Origin of the sequence: Methylobacterium sp. HMF5984, assembly GCF_045033435.1 — a bacterium.
GTDB lineage: Bacteria > Pseudomonadota > Alphaproteobacteria > Rhizobiales > Beijerinckiaceae > Methylobacterium.
Genome location: NZ_JBJFLN010000001.1, coordinates 148312 through 164491, shown reverse-complemented (window position 1 = coordinate 164491; position 16180 = coordinate 148312). Strand labels below are relative to the sequence as shown.

The 16180-nt window shown below is 73.3% G+C and carries 16 protein-coding genes and 1 pseudogene; 12 read left to right on the top strand and 5 right to left on the bottom strand.

Features of this window, described 5'->3' with window-relative positions:
• Positions 1–170: 170 nt before the first annotated feature.
• From ACFZ8E_RS00790 to ACFZ8E_RS00780, 3 genes are all read right to left on the bottom strand, one after another.
• Entirely contained in the window at positions 171–845 is a 675-nt protein-coding gene (locus ACFZ8E_RS00790) for a haloacid dehalogenase type II (RefSeq protein WP_147844329.1), read from the bottom strand.
• Positions 846–853: 8 nt separating this feature from the next.
• On the bottom strand, positions 854–1348 hold the full coding sequence (locus tag ACFZ8E_RS00785; RefSeq protein ID WP_147844330.1) for a hypothetical protein: 495 nt from the start codon (positions 1346–1348) through the stop codon (positions 854–856).
• 106 nt (positions 1349–1454) lie between these two features.
• Positions 1455–2645 (bottom strand): trans-sulfuration enzyme family protein, encoded by a 1191-nt coding sequence (locus tag ACFZ8E_RS00780; RefSeq protein ID WP_405041714.1) that lies wholly within the window; start codon positions 2643–2645, stop codon positions 1455–1457.
• A 192-nt stretch (positions 2646–2837) separates the two neighbouring features.
• On the opposite strand from ACFZ8E_RS00780, the gene ACFZ8E_RS00775 reads away from it, so the two are divergent.
• The 8 genes and pseudogenes from ACFZ8E_RS00775 (at position 2838) to ACFZ8E_RS00740 (ending at position 11472) form a co-directional block, all read left to right on the top strand.
• Positions 2838–3401, top strand: coding sequence for a TspO/MBR family protein (locus tag ACFZ8E_RS00775; RefSeq protein WP_243938802.1), 564 nt, complete (start codon positions 2838–2840; stop codon positions 3399–3401).
• A 97-nt stretch (positions 3402–3498) separates the two neighbouring features.
• Positions 3499–3858 (top strand): annotated as a pseudogene (locus ACFZ8E_RS00770) (chemotaxis protein CheB); the annotation flags it as partial.
• 89 nt (positions 3859–3947) lie between these two features.
• Entirely contained in the window at positions 3948–4151 is a 204-nt protein-coding gene (locus ACFZ8E_RS00765) for a hypothetical protein (RefSeq protein ID WP_405044459.1), read from the top strand.
• A gap of 36 nt (positions 4152–4187) precedes the next feature.
• Complete coding sequence (locus ACFZ8E_RS00760) at positions 4188–6545, top strand: Tex family protein (protein WP_405041713.1); 2358 nt, start codon at positions 4188–4190, stop codon at positions 6543–6545.
• Between the two features lie 270 nt (positions 6546–6815).
• The gene (locus ACFZ8E_RS00755) at positions 6816–7220 is read left to right on the top strand and encodes a helix-turn-helix domain-containing protein (protein WP_147729573.1); all 405 of its coding nucleotides are present in this window, start codon (positions 6816–6818) and stop codon (positions 7218–7220) included.
• A gap of 182 nt (positions 7221–7402) precedes the next feature.
• Complete coding sequence (gene metK, locus ACFZ8E_RS00750) at positions 7403–8581, top strand: methionine adenosyltransferase (RefSeq protein ID WP_147844288.1); 1179 nt, start codon at positions 7403–7405, stop codon at positions 8579–8581.
• A 103-nt stretch (positions 8582–8684) separates the two neighbouring features.
• The gene (locus ACFZ8E_RS00745; protein ID WP_243938424.1) at positions 8685–9410 is read left to right on the top strand and encodes a tRNA (guanosine(46)-N(7))-methyltransferase TrmB; all 726 of its coding nucleotides are present in this window, start codon (positions 8685–8687) and stop codon (positions 9408–9410) included.
• A 316-nt stretch (positions 9411–9726) separates the two neighbouring features.
• Entirely contained in the window at positions 9727–11472 is a 1746-nt protein-coding gene (locus ACFZ8E_RS00740) for an HWE histidine kinase domain-containing protein (protein ID WP_405041712.1), read from the top strand.
• Between the two features lie 57 nt (positions 11473–11529).
• Here the strand turns inward: ACFZ8E_RS00740 and ACFZ8E_RS00735 are convergent, their stop codons facing one another.
• Entirely contained in the window at positions 11530–12429 is a 900-nt protein-coding gene (locus ACFZ8E_RS00735) for a hypothetical protein (RefSeq protein ID WP_405041711.1), read from the bottom strand.
• A gap of 241 nt (positions 12430–12670) precedes the next feature.
• Between ACFZ8E_RS00735 and ACFZ8E_RS00730 the strand changes: the two genes are divergently transcribed.
• From ACFZ8E_RS00730 to ACFZ8E_RS00715, 4 genes are all read left to right on the top strand, one after another.
• Entirely contained in the window at positions 12671–13270 is a 600-nt protein-coding gene (locus ACFZ8E_RS00730; RefSeq protein ID WP_147729591.1) for a superoxide dismutase, read from the top strand.
• 280 nt (positions 13271–13550) lie between these two features.
• Positions 13551–14060, top strand: a complete 510-nt coding sequence (locus ACFZ8E_RS00725; protein WP_405041710.1) for a hypothetical protein — start codon at positions 13551–13553, stop codon at positions 14058–14060.
• A 3-nt stretch (positions 14061–14063) separates the two neighbouring features.
• Positions 14064–14207: a hypothetical protein gene (locus ACFZ8E_RS00720; RefSeq protein WP_187274983.1), complete on the top strand. Its 144-nt coding sequence runs from the start codon at positions 14064–14066 to the stop codon at positions 14205–14207.
• 456 nt (positions 14208–14663) lie between these two features.
• Complete coding sequence (locus ACFZ8E_RS00715) at positions 14664–15449, top strand: SDR family NAD(P)-dependent oxidoreductase (protein WP_405041709.1); 786 nt, start codon at positions 14664–14666, stop codon at positions 15447–15449.
• 12 nt (positions 15450–15461) lie between these two features.
• On the opposite strand, the gene ACFZ8E_RS00710 is transcribed toward ACFZ8E_RS00715, so the two are convergent.
• Positions 15462–16157: a TetR/AcrR family transcriptional regulator gene (locus tag ACFZ8E_RS00710; RefSeq protein WP_147844384.1), complete on the bottom strand. Its 696-nt coding sequence runs from the start codon at positions 16155–16157 to the stop codon at positions 15462–15464.
• Between the last annotated feature and the right edge of the window lie 23 nt (positions 16158–16180).

Below are 16180 nucleotides of genomic sequence, written 5' to 3'. Positions count from 1 at the left end.
GGGCTTCGACGGCGGAGCCTCGTCCGGTGCCTTCCCCTCACCGCCGCTTCGGCTTCGCCTGCGCTTCCCGGCTGCACGACGAGGTGCGGCCGGGCCTCTCCCCGCGTGCGGGGAGAGGGGAACCCGCACCCCATGCGATCCAGGTGAGATGGGGGAGCCGACGCCCCGCCTCAGAACAAGCCGGCTAGATCCGACAGCACCGCCACCGGCGCGAGGTCGGCGTACTCGTCCGGCTTCCCCGTGCGGTTGATCCAGGCGCAGGCGAAGCCGAAGGCGGTGGCGCCGGCGATGTCCCAGCGGTTCGAGGAGCAGAACAGCACCGCCTCGGCGGGCACGCCGAGGGCGTCGAGCGCCACGGCGTAGGCGCGCGGATGGGTCTTGAACACGCCGGCCGCGTCGGCCGAGAGCACCGCGTCGAGGCGGGACGCGAGGCCGGCCGAGGCGACCGAGCGGCCGAGCATGGCGTCGTCGCCGTTGGAGAGGATGGCGGTGGACAGGCCGCGCGCGCGCAGGCGCTCCAGCACGCCCGGCACCTCCCCGTAGGCGTCGAGGTCGCGATAGGCGTCGAGCAGCCGGTCGCGCAGGCCCGCGTCGACGTCCGGGTGGCTCGCCAGGGCGAAGTCCAGGGCCCGCTCGGTGAGCTGCCAGAACGGGGCGGTGCAACCGATCAGCGACAGGGTCCAGCTGTATTCGAGCTGCTTCACCCGCCACAGCTCCGACAGCCGCGCCGCCGCCGGCCCGACCGCGTCGGCATGGCGCTGCACCGCCGAATGCACGTCGAACAGGGTGCCGTAGGCGTCGAACACCACGGCGCGGCGGCCGGCGAGAAGCGGTCTTTCCGACATCGCGGGCGCTACTTCTTCTCGAGCACCTCGATCGGGTTGGTGCGCTGGCTCGCGGCCGGCTCGCGCGTGAGGTTCTGGCTTCCCGCTTCCTGCGGGGCCGCCTTGCCGCCCGGCGCGCCGGGACCGCCGGTGGCGGTGCCGCCGGAATTCGGCTGGGTCGGCACCGTGCCGCTGGCGAGCTCGAGGCAGGTCACCATCTCGACGTAGGACGGGTAGCCGCCGGCCTTGTACTGGTCCTCGCACTGGCGCTTGGCCGAGGGCGTGTAGTCGCCCCAGCGGCGCTCGGCCTCCTTCTTCGCGTCCCGCTCGGAGCGCAGGCAGCCCTCGATGTTGGCGTTGTCGCTGACGCTGACGTTGGCCCGGCTCGCCGACTGGCAGGTCTTCTTGATGTCGAGGTTCGGGACCGTGTCGGCCCGCGCGGCGGTGGAGGCCGCCGGTGCGGCGAGGAGGGCGAGCGCCAGGGCCCCGGTGAGCGCGGCGCCGGCAAGGATGCGTGTCGTCATGGTCCGCTCGTCGTCTCTCGGCGTGGGATGCTCGGAAGCTGTGAGGCACAACGCGCGGCACGCCGGAGGGTCCCGCCCGCGGGACAGGAATCCGAGCCCGCCGCGCTTAGGGGCCCGCGTGGGCGGCCCGGAGCGCCGCGTCGAGGTCGGCGAACAGGTCGTCGGGGTCCTCGAGCCCGGTCGAGAGGCGCAGCAGGTCGGGCGGGCACGGCGTGCCCGGTCCCTCGACCGAGGCGCGGTGCTCGATCAGGCTCTCGACGCCGCCGAGCGAGGTCGCGCGCTTCCACAGGCGCACGCGCGCGGCGGTGGCGATCGCCGCGGCCTCGCCCCCGGCCACCCGGATCGACAGCATCGCCCCGAACCCCTGGTCCATCTGCCGCGTGGCGACCGCGTGGCCCGGATCCTCGGGGAGCCCCGGATAGAGCACCCGGGCGACGTGGGCGTGCCGGGCGAGGCGGCCCGCGAGGTCGAGGGCGCCGGCCGATTGCGCGGCGGCGCGCAGGGGGAAGGTGCGCAGGCTCCGCATCAAGAGGTAGGCCTCGAACGGCCCGAGGATCGCGCCGCCGCTCGCGCGGATCGCGCCGATCCGGGTCCAGGCGGCGTCGCGGGCGGCGGTGGCGAGCACGCCGGCGATCACGTCGGAATGGCCGTTCAGGATCTTGGTGCCGGAATGCATGACGAGGTCGGCGCCGAGCCGCAGCGGCCGGGTGTGGAACGGCGAGGCGACGGTGGAGTCGACCGCCAGCCGCGCCCCGGCCCCATGCGCGATCTCGGCCGCGGCGGCGATGTCGGTGACCGTCCAGAGCGGGTTGCCGGGCGTCTCGATCCAGACGAGCTTGGTCCGGCCCGGCCGCATCGCGGCGCGCAGGGCGTCGAGGTCGTCCATCGCCACGAAATCGAGGTCGAGCCGGCGCCGCGGCGCCTCCTCGCGCAGCCAGCGCTTGAGGGCCCAGTACATCACCGCCGGCGCGACCACGTGGTCGCCGGGCTCCAGCGCGCCGAACACCGCCGTCGCCGCCGCCATGCCGGAGCCGAACAGCATCGCGGCCGGCGCCTCCTCCAGCATCGCCAGCACGGCTTCCGCCTCCCGCACCGTCGCGTTGTCGGGCCGCGCGTAGGAGAAGCCGGAGGAATAGCCGTTGTCGGGGTCGCGGATGAAGGTGGTGGAGACGTGCAGCGGCGCCACCACCGCGCGGGTCACCGGCTCGACATGCCCCATCGCCTGGGCGGCGAGCGTCCGCTTCGACCATCCGGCGGCGCGAGGGTCGGCGTCGTCCGTCGGGTTGCGTGAGGTCATGGCCGCGTCCGATGTTGCGTGGCGGGAGAATCGTTCGACGGTCCGGATGCGGCTCGCGCCGCGTCCCTTCCCTTCATCGTCCCTTCCCCGCACGAGGGGAGGAAGACGCGCGGGTTTCCTATAGCCTCCGAACGCCGCGGCTGCCACGATCCGGGCCGGGGCCGCCTCCGAGGTCCCCGTCGGGTTTCGTCCATGCAGACCGCCAGCCGCGCCGCGTCCACGCAAGCCTCGTCCACGCAAGCCTCGCCGACGCGGGTTCCGATCCGCCCGGCCCTTCCCTGGTGGCTGCGCCTGCCCGCCGCGATCCTGCCGGTGGGGGCGACCTCGCTCATCGGCGGGCTGTCGACGGCCCCCGAGATCGACGGGTGGTACGCCGGCCTCGCCAAGCCCGCCTTCAACCCGCCGAACGCGGCCTTCCCGATCGCCTGGACGATCCTCGACGTGCTGATGGTCGTCTCAGCTTGGCGCCTGCTCGGCGCCCGCCCGGCCACCGGCCCGTCGCGCCGGGGCTGGTGGCTGGCGATCGCCGCCTTCGGCGTGCAGCTCGCGCTCAACGCCGCCTGGACGCCGGTGTTCTTCGCCCGCCACGCGCTGGGTGCCGGCCTGGTGGTGGTGGTGGCCCTCCTCGTGATGATCCTGTGGACGATCCGCCTGAGCTGGCGGATCGACCGGATCGCGGCGGCCCTGCTGCTGCCCTACGCCGCCTGGGTCGCCTTCGCGTCCCTGCTCAACGCGGCGATCTGGCGGCTGAACTGACGCGGCGCGCCGGCACCCCACGCCCTGGACCGTGGGGCCAAAAAATCCTCGCCGTCCGGCGTGGCGCGCCGGCCCGGCCCGATGCTGCCGTGCGCCCATGCCCGCCGGTGACCGGCCCCGGTTCGTCGGCGTCGGCGCCTCCGGGGCCGAGGGCCTTCGCGACATCCGGGCGCTCCTCGTCGCCCTCCCGGCGCCGCTCCGGGCCGTCCTCCTCGTGCTGCTCCGCCCCTGGGACCGGCCGAGCCACCTCCGCGCGATCCTGGCGCAGGCCTGCCCGCACCCGGTCCTGATCGCGGACGCGGGCGAACGCTTCGGGCCGGGCCGCATCGACATCGGCGAGCCGGCCCGGCACCCGATCCTGGCCGACCGCAGCTTCGGCGAGATCGTCGCCGACCCGATGCGGCTGCACGGCAACCGCACGGTCGACCTGCTCTTCCATTCCGTGGCCCGGCACGGCCGCGGGCGGATGATCGGCGTGGTGCTGTCCGGCTCCCTCGACGGCGGCGCCCGGGGCTCGCCGCGATCCATCGCGCCGGCGGGCTCACCATGGTGCTCACGCCCGAGCCGCCGCCCCGCCACGGCATGCCCGAGAGCGCGATCGCCCACGACGGCCCGATCGCCACGATCGGCAGCCCGAGGACGATCGCTGCGGACGATCCTCCGGGGATCGCGGGGGAGGCGGCGCCGCAGGCGGAGCCGGCCCGCGTGCCGGCCCCGCCCGCTCTGGCCCCCCTCCCCCATCCGGGTTAGACACCGCGCCCCACGCCATCTGCAGGACGCGACCGGATGATCGGCATCACGCAGCGCATCGCCACCGAGCTCGGCGTCGCCGAGGCGCAGGTGAGGGCGGCGGTCGACCTCCTCGACGGCGGCGCGACGGTGCCGTTCGTCGCCCGCTACCGCAAGGAGGCGACCGGGGCGCTGGACGACGCGCAGCTGCGTACCCTGGAGGAGCGCCTCGGCTACCTGCGCGACCTCGAGGAGCGCCGCGCCGCCGTGCAGGACGCGATCCGGGCCCTCGGCAAGCTCGATGCGGACCTCGCCCGGAAGATCGCGGCGGCCGAGACCAAGGCGCGGCTCGAGGACCTCTACGCGCCGTTCAAGGTCAAGCGCCGCACCAAGGCGCAGATCGCCCGCGAGGCCGGGCTCGGGCCGCTCGCCGAGGTGCTGCTGGCGCGGCCGGACCAGGCCCCCGAGCAGGCGGCGAAGAGCTTCTCGGGCAAGGACGGCTTCCCCGACGTTGAGGCGACCCTGGAGGGCGCCCGCGCGATCCTGATCGAGCGCTTCGGCGAGGATGCCGAGCTGGTCGGCGGCCTGCGCGAGGAGACCTGGCGGCGCGGGCGGATGCGCGCCTCGGTGCGCAAGGGCAAGGCCGAGGCCGGACAGAAGTTTGCCGACTACTTTTCGTTCGAGGAGCCGCTCGCCCGCCTGCCCTCGCACCGGATCCTGGCGCTGTTCCGCGGCGAGAAGGAGGAGGTGCTCGATCTCGACCTCACCGACGCCGAGACGCCGCCGCCCGGCCGGCCGGCCTGGCAGGAGGCGCGGATCGCCCAGACCTTCGGCATCGCCGAGGCCTTCGGGATCGCCGAGCGCGGACGGCCGGGCGACCGCTTCCTCGCCGAGACGGTGCGCAAGACTTGGCGGACCAAGCTGAAGCCGGCGATCGACACGGACCTGCGGGCCCGGCTCTGGGCGGTGGCGGAGGCCGGCGCGATCTCGGTCTTCGCCGGCAACTTGCGCGACCTGCTGCTGGCCGCGCCCGCCGGCGCGCGGCCGACGCTCGGGCTCGATCCGGGCTTCCGCAGCGGCGTGAAGGTCGCGGTGGTCGACGCCACCGGCAAGGTCGTGGCCACCGACGCGATCTTCCCGCACGAGCCGCGGCGCGACTGGAACGGCGCCCTGGCGACGCTGGCCAAGCTGTGCCGCGCGCATCGGGTCGAGCTGATCGCCATCGGCAACGGCACCGCCTCGCGCGAGACCGACAGGCTGGCCGCCGAGCTGCTGGGCAAGCACCCGGAGCTGACGCTGACCAAGGTGATGGTCTCGGAGGCCGGCGCCTCGGTCTACTCGGCCTCGGCCTACGCCTCGGCCGAGCTGCCGGGCCTCGACGTGACCCTGCGCGGCGCGGTCTCGATCGCGCGGCGGCTGCAGGACCCGCTGGCCGAGCTGGTGAAGATCGAGCCGCGGGCGATCGGCGTCGGGCAGTACCAGCACGATCTTGCCGAGGGGAAGCTGTCGCGCTCGCTCGACGCGGTGGTGGAGGATTGCGTCAACGGCGTCGGCGTCGACGTCAACGTGGCCTCCGCGCCGCTGCTCGCCCGCGTCTCGGGGCTGAGCGAGCGGGTGGCGGCCAACATCGTCGTGCACCGCGACGCCAACGGCCCGTTCCGCTCGCGCGCCGCGCTGAGGAAGGTCGCCGGCCTCGGGCCGAAGGCCTACGAGCTCGCCGCCGGCTTCCTGCGGATTCGCGGCGGCAGCGATCCGCTCGACGCCTCGGGCGTGCACCCGGAGGCCTATCCGGTGGTGAAGAAGATCCTGGCCGCCACCGGCCAGCCGATCGGCGCCCTGATCGGCAATGGGGGCGTGCTCAGGGCGCTGAACCCGCGGGCATTCGTCGACGCCACCTTCGGCCTGCCGACGATCGGCGACATCATCGCCGAGCTCGAGAAGCCTGGCCGCGACCCGCGCCCGGCCTTCCGCACCGCGACCTTCCAGGACGGCGTCGAGACGATCGCGGACCTGAAGCCCGGCATGCGGCTCGAGGGCGTCGTCACCAACGTGGCCGCGTTCGGCGCCTTCGTCGACGTCGGGGTGCATCAGGACGGGCTGGTGCACATCTCGGTGCTCGCCGACCGCTTCGTGAAGGACCCGCGCGAGGTGGTGAAGCCCGGCGACGTGGTGCAGGTCCGCGTCGTCGAGGTCGACCCGGCGCGCAAGCGCATCGCCCTGAGCATGCGCGCGGAGGACGGTGAGCGGCCGGCGCGCCGCGAGCAGGGGCGCCAAGACCAGGTACGCCAGGAGCGCGCGGCGTCGACGCGCGGGCCCGCGCCGCGATCCGCCGCCGCGCCGGCGCCGGAATCGGGGGGGGCCCTCGCCGACGCGTTGCGCCGGGCGGCGACCGCGCAGGGACGCGGACGTTCCTGAGATGGGAGGCCCGCACGGGATGGGAGGCCCGCGGGACGCCGGCCCCGCGAAACCGTTGCCGCGGCAACGGAATTCTCGTAGAGCGGATCGGAGAACGGCCGAGCTTGGCCGGCGGTGCGATCGCGGCGGCATCCATGCAGGCGGATACCGCTGGAGAGCCAACGGGTTATGAGGGTGACAAGCCGTGCGCCGGCAGCTAAGCTTGCGCAGGGCGAGGTCGCGGATGGTCGACGATTCCGCGTCCTTGGGGGCGCGCACGCGAGACGAGTGATGGCAGGCCAGAAGACGGATCAACGGGACGTTTATGTCGGGCAACGCATCGCGGAACAACGGCGCAAGGCGTCGTTGACCCAGCGCCGCGTCGCCCAGAGCTTCGGCATGTCCGCGGCGCAGCTGCAGAAGTACGAGAAGGGCACCAACCGCATCAGCGCGATCCATCTCGACATCTTCTCGCGCATGACCGGCGTGCCGCTGGACCACTTCTTCAACGGGATGCCCCGGGACGAGGACCACGCCGTCGAGGGTTTCGGCGACACGCCGCAGCGCCCGCTCGACGCCGGCTGGCAGGGCGTGGCCGAGATGGTCGCCCGCCACGTCTCCGAGAACTGCTCGGCCGACACGCGGCGCGACCTCGCCGCCGCGGTCCAGGCCCTCGAGCGCAAGTTGAGCGGCTGAGGCCACCGCGTCCCTGTGGTAGCACCTTCGGACCGATTGGCCGTCCACTTCGTACGGTATAACGGATCCGTTCGGCATTCCACCTTGACCCTGCCGGGAGCCGGTGCCAGAACTCCGGCCCTCACAACCGGGTCAAGCGCCGCGATCAGGAAGGCGCACCCGTCAACCGGGGTGCTCTCACGATGCCGCGTTCGGACTTCCTGTTCACCAGCGAATCCGTCTCCGAGGGCCACCCCGACAAGGTGAGCGACCGGATCTCCGACACCGTGGTCGATGCCTACATCGCCGCGATGCCGGAAGCCCGCCTCGGCGTCGAGACGCTGACCACGACCAACCGCGTCGTGATCGCCGGCGAGGTCCGCGGCCCCGATTCGGTGACCTTCAAGGACCTCGAGGCGCTGTCCCGCGAGGCGGTGAAGGACATCGGCTACGAGCAGTCCGGGTTCCACTGGAAGAACAACGACGTGCAGATCTACCTGCACGCCCAGTCGGCCGACATCGCCCAGGGCGTGGACGCGGCCGGCAACAAGGACGAGGGCGCGGGCGACCAGGGCATCATGTTCGGCTACGCCGCCGACGAGACCCCGGAGCTGATGCCGGCCCCGATCTTCTACGCCCACAAGATCCTCAAGGACCTCGCCGACGCCCGCAAGGCCAAGCAGGGCGACGCGGCCAAGCTCGGCCCCGACGCCAAGAGCCAGGTCACGGTGCGCTACGCCAACGGCCGCCCGGTCGAGGCGACGCAGATCGTGCTCTCGACCCAGCATCTGGACGAGTCGCTCGATTCGGCCGACGTGCGCGCCATCGTCGAGCCCTACATCCGCGCAGCCTTGCCCGAGGGCTGGATCAACGAGGGCACGGTCTGGCACGTGAACCCGACCGGCAAGTTCGTCATCGGCGGCCCCGACGGCGATGCCGGCCTCACCGGCCGCAAGATCATCGTCGACACCTACGGCGGCGCGGCGCCCCACGGCGGCGGCGCCTTCTCGGGCAAGGACCCGACCAAGGTCGACCGCTCGGCGGCCTATGCCGCGCGCTACCTCGCCAAGAACGTCGTCGCCGCCGGCCTCGCCTCGCGCGCCACGATCCAGCTCGCCTACGCCATCGGCGTGGCCAAGCCGCTGTCGATCTACGTCGACCTGCACGGCACCGGCAAGGTCGACGAGGCCAAGCTCGAAGGCGTGCTGATGGACGCCCTCGACCTCTCGCCCCGCGGCATCCGCCTGGCGCTCGGCCTCAACAAGCCGATCTACGCCCGCACCTCGGCCTACGGCCATTTCGGCCGCGCCCCGGACGCCGACGGCGGCTTCTCCTGGGAGCGCACCGACCTCGCCGACAAGCTGAGGTCGGCCCTGGCGTAAGGGTTTCGACCCCGCGCCGGCGGCCCCCTCTCCCGAACGGGAGAGGGGGCCTGCGCCCGATCCGGTCGCCGATCGAGGCGTGAGCCTCCCAACGAGTTTCCCCGTGACCGACACCAGCCCCCCGGCCGACGCCTCCGAGCGGGCCTTCTTCGGCCGACGCAAGGGCAAGCGCCTGCGCGGGCTGCAGGAGCAGCGCCTGTCGGACTTGCTGCCGCGCCTGCGCGTCGCCCCGCCCGCCGACGGCCGCCCCCTCGACCCGGCGACGCTGTTTCCCGGCCTCGCCCGAGGCCCGTCGGAGGTCTGGCTCGAGATCGGCTTCGGCGGCGGCGAGCACCTGGCGGCGCAGGCGGCGGCCCATCCCGAGATCGGCATCATCGGCGCCGAGCCCTTCGTCAACGGCGTCGCCAAGCTGCTGCGCGCCGTCGACGAGCGGGCCTTGCGCAACGTCCGCATCCGCGACGAGGACGTGTCGCCGCTGCTCGCCGCCCTGCCGGATGCCAGCCTCGCGCGGGTCTACCTGCTCTACCCCGATCCCTGGCCGAAGCGGCGCCAGCGCAAGCGCCGCTTCGTCTCGGACGAGTCGCTCGCCGAGATCGCCCGGGTGCTGCGGCCCGGCGGCCTGTTCCGCTTCGCCAGCGACATCGACGACTACGTCGGCTGGACCCTGGTCCGCACCGCCCGCTGCCCGCACCTGCGCTGGACGGCGCGCACGGCCGCCGACTGGACGCAGCCCTATCCCGGCTGGCCCGGCACCCGCTACGAGGCGAAGGCGATCGCGGCCGGGCGCCGCCCGACCTACCTCGAGTTCGCGCGCGTCGCGCCGGGCTGAGGCCCCGTCCGCAGGCGACGATGCGTGAGGTCGCGGGGCCGGCCACCGTGTGCCGGAGGAAAGCGCCGGTGGCCCGGAGCAGGCGACCCGCACGATCCTCGCGGCGGCCTCGGGCGGCGTTCGGCGGCTTTCTTCGAGGATCGGCCGGGGCGACGGGGTCAACTAAGCTGTTGTCGAAGCCGCAGGCGCCGCCGGGCGACTTGCCCCGCTTCGGCCCCGGCCCCATCTTGGGCGCGCTCCTGTCGGGCGCCCGCTCGGTGCCTCCGTCGGGGCGACGCTTTTCGAGACGGCGCGACCGCGCGTTCGAGGGGACGGTGTGACCGACAGGGACGATCACGGCCCGGCGGACGACCCGCGGCGCGCGGCCTTCGAGGAGGCCGCCATCGGGCTGGCCGTGCTGTCGCAGGACGGCGCGCGCCTGCGCGACGCTAACCCCGCGCTCTGCGCCCTGCTCGGCCACCCACCCGGCGCGCTTGCGGGGCGGCCGGCCGCCGACCTCGTCGGCGGCGGCCGGATCGCCGACGGCATCCATCCCTGGCTCCATGCCGACGGCGGCTCGGTCGAGGTGCGGGTGCGCCGCTCCGGCGCCGGCGGGACCGTCCTCGTCGTCGAGGCGGTGGATGCCGACGAGGCAGCCCGCTCCGAGGAGAACCGCCAGGACCTCGCCGCGGCGGGCCTCGGCGAGTGGCGCTGGGAGCGGAGCACCGGCCGCCTCGTGCTGTCGCGCCGCGCCGCGCAGATCCTCGGCCATCCCCCCGGCTCCTCCGCGACCTGGGACATCCTGCGCGCCGGCCTCTCCGCGGGCGAGCCCGACCGGATCCAGGCCGTGGTCCGGGACGCGATGGCGCGCGACGGCGCCTACCGCTTCGAGACCCGCCTGACGCGGGAGGCGGACGGGCGCGAGATCATCGTCGACGTGCGCGGCCGCCCGGTCCACGCCGAAGACGGGCGCCGCACCGGCATGGTCGGCGTGGTGCAGGACGTGACCACGCGGGTCGAGGCCCGCGACGGGCTCGCCGCCCGCGACCAGCGCCTGCGGGTCGCGACCACGGTCGCCCGGCTCGGGATCTTCGAGTGGCACATGCTCGAGGACCACGCGATCTGGGAGAACGAGCGGATGTTCGAGATCTTCGGGCACACGCCCGAGGACGGCACCATCGGCAAGACCGAGTTCCTCCGCGATACGCTGCACCCGGACGATCGCGCCGCGGTGCGGCTGGCGATCTCGCAGGCGCTGCGCGACGACGCGATCCTGCACACCACGGGCCGCATCCGCCGCCGCAGCGACGGCGCGTGGCGCACCATCGACCTCGCCGGCCGCTTCGAGCGCGACGCCCCGAACCGGCTGCCGCGGCGGCTGATCGGCCTCGTCGCCGACGTCACCGACCAGCGCCTGGCCGAGGAGCGGCAGGCGCTGCTGATCCGCGAGCTGCACCACCGGGTGAAGAACACCCTGGCGACGGTGCAGGCGATCGTCGGCTCGACCGCGCGGACGGCGTCCAGCATCGAGAGCTTCTACGAAGCCTTCGTCGGCCGCATCAAATCGCTCGCCCACACCCATTCGGTGCTCACCGAGGCGACCTGGCAGACGGCGGACCTGCGCACGCTGCTGCTGAGCGAGCTGCGCCCCTACGCCGAGGCGCAGGCGGGCGAGGGCGAGGCCGCCGATGCGGACGGGGCCCTCGACGGCCGCATCGTGCTCGACGGGCCGGACACGGCGCTGCCCTCCGAGATCGCGGTGCCGATCGGCATGGCGATCCACGAGCTCACCACCAACGCCGCCAAGTACGGCGCACTCTCCAACCGGCGCGGGCGGATCTCGGTCGCCTGGGCGGTCCTGCCGGGCGGCCCGGCCGGGATGCTGCGCTTCGCCTGGCGCGAGAGCGGCGGCCCGGCGGTGGAGCCGCCCCGCCGCCAGGGCTTCGGCTCGCGTCTTCTGCAGCGGGTGCTGACGACGCAGGTGCAGGCCGAGGTCGAGACCCTCTACGCCCCCGGCGGCTTCGCCCTCACGATGCTGGCCCCGCTTCCGGTGCGGAACGCCAGCCTCGACCCGCCGGGCTGACGCACGGGCACGTGCCCCTTCCCCCTCTGCGGGGGAGGGAGAGCGCGCGAAACGCCTTCAGGCGGCGCCGCGGCTGCCGGCTTCGCCGCCGCCCTCGACGAAGGCCTTCAGCTCGTCGAGGGAGGCGAAGGTGAAGCGGCCCTGCGGCGTGTCCGCCTCGATCGCGCCGTCGGCGTACATCACGTAGGTGTTGCCGCCCGAGGCGTAGCGGCCGACGACCTCGCGGGTGTCCGGCTCGGGCTCGGGGGCCTCCCGCGCGGGCTCGGCATCGAGGCTCCGGCGCAGGGCCGGCGGCTCGGTCGGGGCGAACAGGTCGTCCTCCGGCTCTGGGGCGGGCGGAGGCGGGGGCGGCGGGACGTGCGCGGCCGGCTCCGGCTCCGGCGGCGTGAGGCCGGGGAGCGGCAGCTCCGGCTCGGCCTGCGCCTCGGCCGGCATCGGGGCGGCGGGCTCCGGCTCGGGCGCCGCGGGGTGCGGGACCGCCGGCTCGGCATGGGCCTCGGCCGGCTCCGGCATCGAAGGCTCGGGGATCGACGGCTCGGCGTAGCCCTCCGTGAAGACCGGATCTGTCCGGCTCTGGCCGCCGAGCAGGCCGGCGCCGGCGGCCGGCACCAGCACGTTGGGCAGCATCGGGCGGGCCGGCGCCGGGTCGGTCGGCGCGGGCGCGGCCGGGACCGCGAGGGACGCCGGCGCGGGGGCCGCCGGGGGCAGGCGGACCCCGTCCTGCATCGTGCTGACGGCGTCGACGATGCGGCGGGCGTCGAAGGCGTGGGCGACCCGGCGCAGGCCCATCGCCACCACCGCGAGGCCGGAGAGCACCGCCCCGGCCGAGGCGACGGTCGCGCCCGCGATCACCATGGAGAGCCCGCTCTCCAGGCGGACGAAGGGGAACCCCTGGATCACGGCGACGACGCCGCCGATCACCATCGCGGCACTGAGCGCGAACAGCGCAATGATCATGGAACTCTCGAAGTCGGGGCCGGATACGCCAGGATCGTAGTAAGACCTTGCCGGCGTTTTGCAAAACGCCGGCGACCCGGAGTCGGCCCCGCGGCGTGGCGGTTTCCACGGGCTTCGTGCCGGTTCCGGCGTTGCCGCGGCGGGGGCACCGACTTACCTTCCGGTCGTTACCCCGTCGAGCGCGGCGCGCGGCGCGACTCCGCACGCCCGTCCAGAAGACCTCGACAAGACGGAGAATCTGATGACCTTCACCCTGCCGGAACTGCCCTACGCCTACGACGCGCTGGCCCCGTACATGTCGAAGGAAACCCTCGAGTTCCACCACGACAAGCACCACAAGGCCTACGTCGACACCGGCAACAAGCTGCTCGAGGGCACCGGTCTCGAGGGCAAGAGCGTCGAGGAGATCGTCACGGCGAGCTACGGCAACAACCAGCCGCTGTTCAACAATGCCGGCCAGCACTTCAACCACCTGCACTTCTGGCAGTGGATGAAGCCCAACGGCGGCGGCGCGATCCCGGGCAGCCTCGCCAAGAAGATCGACGAGGATCTCGGCGGCGCGGAGAAGTTCAAGGCGGACTTCATCCAGGCCGGCATCGGCCAGTTCGGCTCGGGCTGGGCCTGGCTCGCGGTCAAGGACGGCAAGCTCGCCATCATGAAGACCCCGAACGGCGAGAACCCGCTGGTGCACGGCGCCAAGCCGATCCTCGGCGTCGACGTGTGGGAGCACTCCTACTACATCGACTACCGCAACCGCCGCCCCGACTACCTCAAGGCGTTCCTGGAGAACCTCGTGAACTGGGAACACGTCGAGACGCTGTACGGCGAAGCCACCGCCTGAGGCGGCGTGGCGGAGGTCGCCGCTTGGCGGGCCGGGCGTCGCACCTCGCGGCGCCACGTCCCGGATCGGCGACGGCCTTCACCCATCTCTTGGACGATCACGCCACCGCCTCTTCCCTCCCCCCGACGGATCTCGGGCTTGCCCGAGATCCGCAACCCCGTGTGCCCAAGTCGGGCAGGCCCGACTTGGGCGCGGGGGAGGGAAGCCACCCCTGACAGGCGTCGTCCCGCCCCGAGGCGTCCAGCACCGGCCGTTTTCGTGGCGTTCGATCGCACGGCCGGTGCAGGTCGACCAACGGGCCGCGTCCAAGCTTGGCGACGGCGGCGTCCATCCGCCTACGACGCACATTGTCCCGCCGGTCGGGAGCGCCCGTTTCCCGGCGCAGGTCTCCGAGGGGAAATCGATGCCCGGCGACCTCGCAGGTCTCCTCGACGGCTCGGCCAACTGGATCGCCGACCGAACCGGAACCAGGCTGGCCCTTCCCCTTCTCGGCGCCCTGGCCGGTTTTGCGGCCGCGGCTCTGCGACTGTACTTCTCGCATCGGCGGAGGCGGATCGAACTCGAGCCCGATCTCAGGAAGCTCGAGGCCAAGCGTTGGAATGAGCACATCAAGCTCTGTGGCAGCTTCTCGAACATGCTGGGGATCGCTATCGTAGGTGCCGCCTTCATCGTACCCTACGTCAAGGATCACAACTGGCCGCAGGGCGAAGCCATCTGGTGGATGCTCCTCGGCGCCGCGCTGCCCGCCTCCGGGCAGTTCGTCATTCGGTTCATCCAGAGCGAGAGTTGAGCGATGCCCGACACGAATCTCCTCCTTCTGCTGGTCGGCGTCGTCATCGGCGGGGCCGTGGGTTTCTTCGCTCTCGGCAGCCGGGCGTTCCGCCCGCGCGGCGCGGAACAGGGCTCGGCCAGCAAACCCGTCTCTGCGCATCGCTGATCCGCCCCCCGGCTCAGACGGGCAACAGCCTTCATCCATCCAGGCGACGGTGAATCCACCCCAACTTCCCTCCCCCCTCTGCGGGGGAGGGTGAGCCTCGCGTCAGCGAGGGTCGGGTGAGGGGAGCGCCATATCCGGACAGCGCGCTCCCCTCTCCCGACCCGCTTCGCGGGCCACCCTCCCCCGCACCCAGGTCGGGCCCGCCCGATTTGGGCACACGGGGTACGGATCTCGGCCAGGCCCGAGATCCGTCGGGGGGAGGGAGAGGCGCTTCCGCTTCGGTCGCGGCGCATGACGTCGGCTTGCTGAGCCGCCGGCTCGCATCCGATCCGGTGAAAACCGCGCCCTGTGCGCCACCTCACACCGGCCCCGATCACCGCGCTTGACGCAGACCATGATGGTCATCATGTCCACTTATACATGATTATCATCATGTTCGAGCAGGAGAGATCGGCCATGTCCACCAAGCCCGCAGTTCTCGTCACCGGCGCCTCGTCCGGGATCGGTGCCACCTATGCCGACCGCTTCGCGCGGCGCGGCCACGACCTCGTGCTGGTCGCCCGCGACGGGCAGCGCCTCGAAGCCCTCGCCGACCGGCTGCGGCGCGAGGCCGGAATCGCCGTGGACGTGGTCCAGGCCGACCTGACTGTGGAGGCCGACCTCGCCCGCGTCGAGGCGCGCCTGCGTGAGGACGCGCGCATCGGCGTGCTCGTCAACAATGCCGGCGCGGCGGTGCTGGGGCCCTTCGTCGATCAGAATTCCGGTCCGCTCGCCGCCCTCATCGCCCTCAACGTCACCGCGCTGACGCGGCTCGCCAACGCCGCGGCGCCGCGCTTCGTCCGGGCCGGCACCGGCGCGATCATCAACATCGGCTCGGTCGTCGGCCTCGCCCCGGAACTCGGCATGTCGGTGTACGGGGCGACCAAGGCCTTCGTGCTCTATCTCAGCCAGGGGCTGCATCTCGAGCTCGGGCCCAAGGGGGTGCACGTCCAGGCGGTGCTGCCGGCCGCCACCCGCACCGAGATCTGGGAGCGCTCCGGCGCCGACGTGAACACCCTCGACAACGTCATGGAGGTCGGCGAGCTGGTGGACGCCGCCCTCGTCGGCTTCGACCGGCGCGAGACCGTGACGATCCCGCCGCTGCCCGATGCCGGGCAGTGGAGCGCCTACGAGGCCGGGCGCCAGGCGATGCTGCCCAATCTCGGGCGGCCGCATGCGGCGGAGCGCTACCGCGCGGCCTGAGCCGCCGGCGGCTCAGGCCAGCGCGGCGGCGGCGAGCCCGGCCTCGGTCAGGTAGGGCCGGAACAGGCTCGCCACCTGGGCCGCGCCCCAATCCAGGTGCTCGCGCCGGACCTCGCCGAGGCCGCGGCGCGAGCGCAGGTAGTCGATCCAGTAGGTCGAGACGATCCAGGCGTTGACGATCAGGTGCTCGGTCTCCGCCGGGCCGGCCCTGAGCAGGCCCGCCGCCTTCATCCCGGCGAGCGCCTGCCGGACGTGGTCCTGGCCGGAATCGCTGACCGTCTTCAGCCGCGGCCGCAGGGCCGGCGCGAGCCGGAAGATCGTGCCGCCGTCGCGGTAGAAGAAGCGCCACTCCCACATCAGCGTGAACCAGCCGGCGAGGTAGGGGGCGTAGCGCGCCTCGCCCGCCTGCGTCGCGTAGGCCGTCGCCACCGCCTCGAGCCGTTGCTCGAAGGCCGAGAACAGCGCCTCCAGGATCTGCTCCTTGCGCTGGAAGTGATAGTAGAGATTGCCCTCGTTGATGCCGACCGCGGCGGCGATCTCGGCGGTGGTGACGGCGGCCGGCCCGCGCTCGTTGAACAGGTCGCGGCAGGCCGCGAGCACGCGGTCGCGCGTGCCGGGCTTCGCGACGCGCGTCGCGCCGCTCCTGCCCGCGGCCCCGGCAACGCCCTTCGGCAGATCCTTCGCGCGCGCCGCAGGGCCCGTCCTCATCGCCCCGTCCTCATCGCCTCAGG

Coding starts and splice junctions, on each gene's coding strand:
- ACFZ8E_RS00780 (WP_405041714.1), bottom strand. CDS start 2,645: ATGACCTCACGCAACCCGACGGACGACGCCGACCCTCGCGCCGCCGGA.
- ACFZ8E_RS00755 (WP_147729573.1), top strand. CDS start 6,816: ATGGCAGGCCAGAAGACGGATCAACGGGACGTTTATGTCGGGCAACGC.
- ACFZ8E_RS00715 (WP_405041709.1), top strand. CDS start 14,664: ATGTCCACCAAGCCCGCAGTTCTCGTCACCGGCGCCTCGTCCGGGATC.
- ACFZ8E_RS00735 (WP_405041711.1), bottom strand. CDS start 12,429: ATGATCATTGCGCTGTTCGCGCTCAGTGCCGCGATGGTGATCGGCGGC.
- ACFZ8E_RS00775 (WP_243938802.1), top strand. CDS start 2,838: ATGCAGACCGCCAGCCGCGCCGCGTCCACGCAAGCCTCGTCCACGCAA.
- metK (WP_147844288.1), top strand. CDS start 7,403: ATGCCGCGTTCGGACTTCCTGTTCACCAGCGAATCCGTCTCCGAGGGC.
- ACFZ8E_RS00790 (WP_147844329.1), bottom strand. CDS start 845: ATGTCGGAAAGACCGCTTCTCGCCGGCCGCCGCGCCGTGGTGTTCGAC.
- ACFZ8E_RS00765 (WP_405044459.1), top strand. CDS start 3,948: ATGGTGCTCACGCCCGAGCCGCCGCCCCGCCACGGCATGCCCGAGAGC.
- ACFZ8E_RS00720 (WP_187274983.1), top strand. CDS start 14,064: ATGCCCGACACGAATCTCCTCCTTCTGCTGGTCGGCGTCGTCATCGGC.
- ACFZ8E_RS00730 (WP_147729591.1), top strand. CDS start 12,671: ATGACCTTCACCCTGCCGGAACTGCCCTACGCCTACGACGCGCTGGCC.
- ACFZ8E_RS00710 (WP_147844384.1), bottom strand. CDS start 16,157: ATGAGGACGGGCCCTGCGGCGCGCGCGAAGGATCTGCCGAAGGGCGTT.
- ACFZ8E_RS00785 (WP_147844330.1), bottom strand. CDS start 1,348: ATGACGACACGCATCCTTGCCGGCGCCGCGCTCACCGGGGCCCTGGCG.
- ACFZ8E_RS00760 (WP_405041713.1), top strand. CDS start 4,188: ATGATCGGCATCACGCAGCGCATCGCCACCGAGCTCGGCGTCGCCGAG.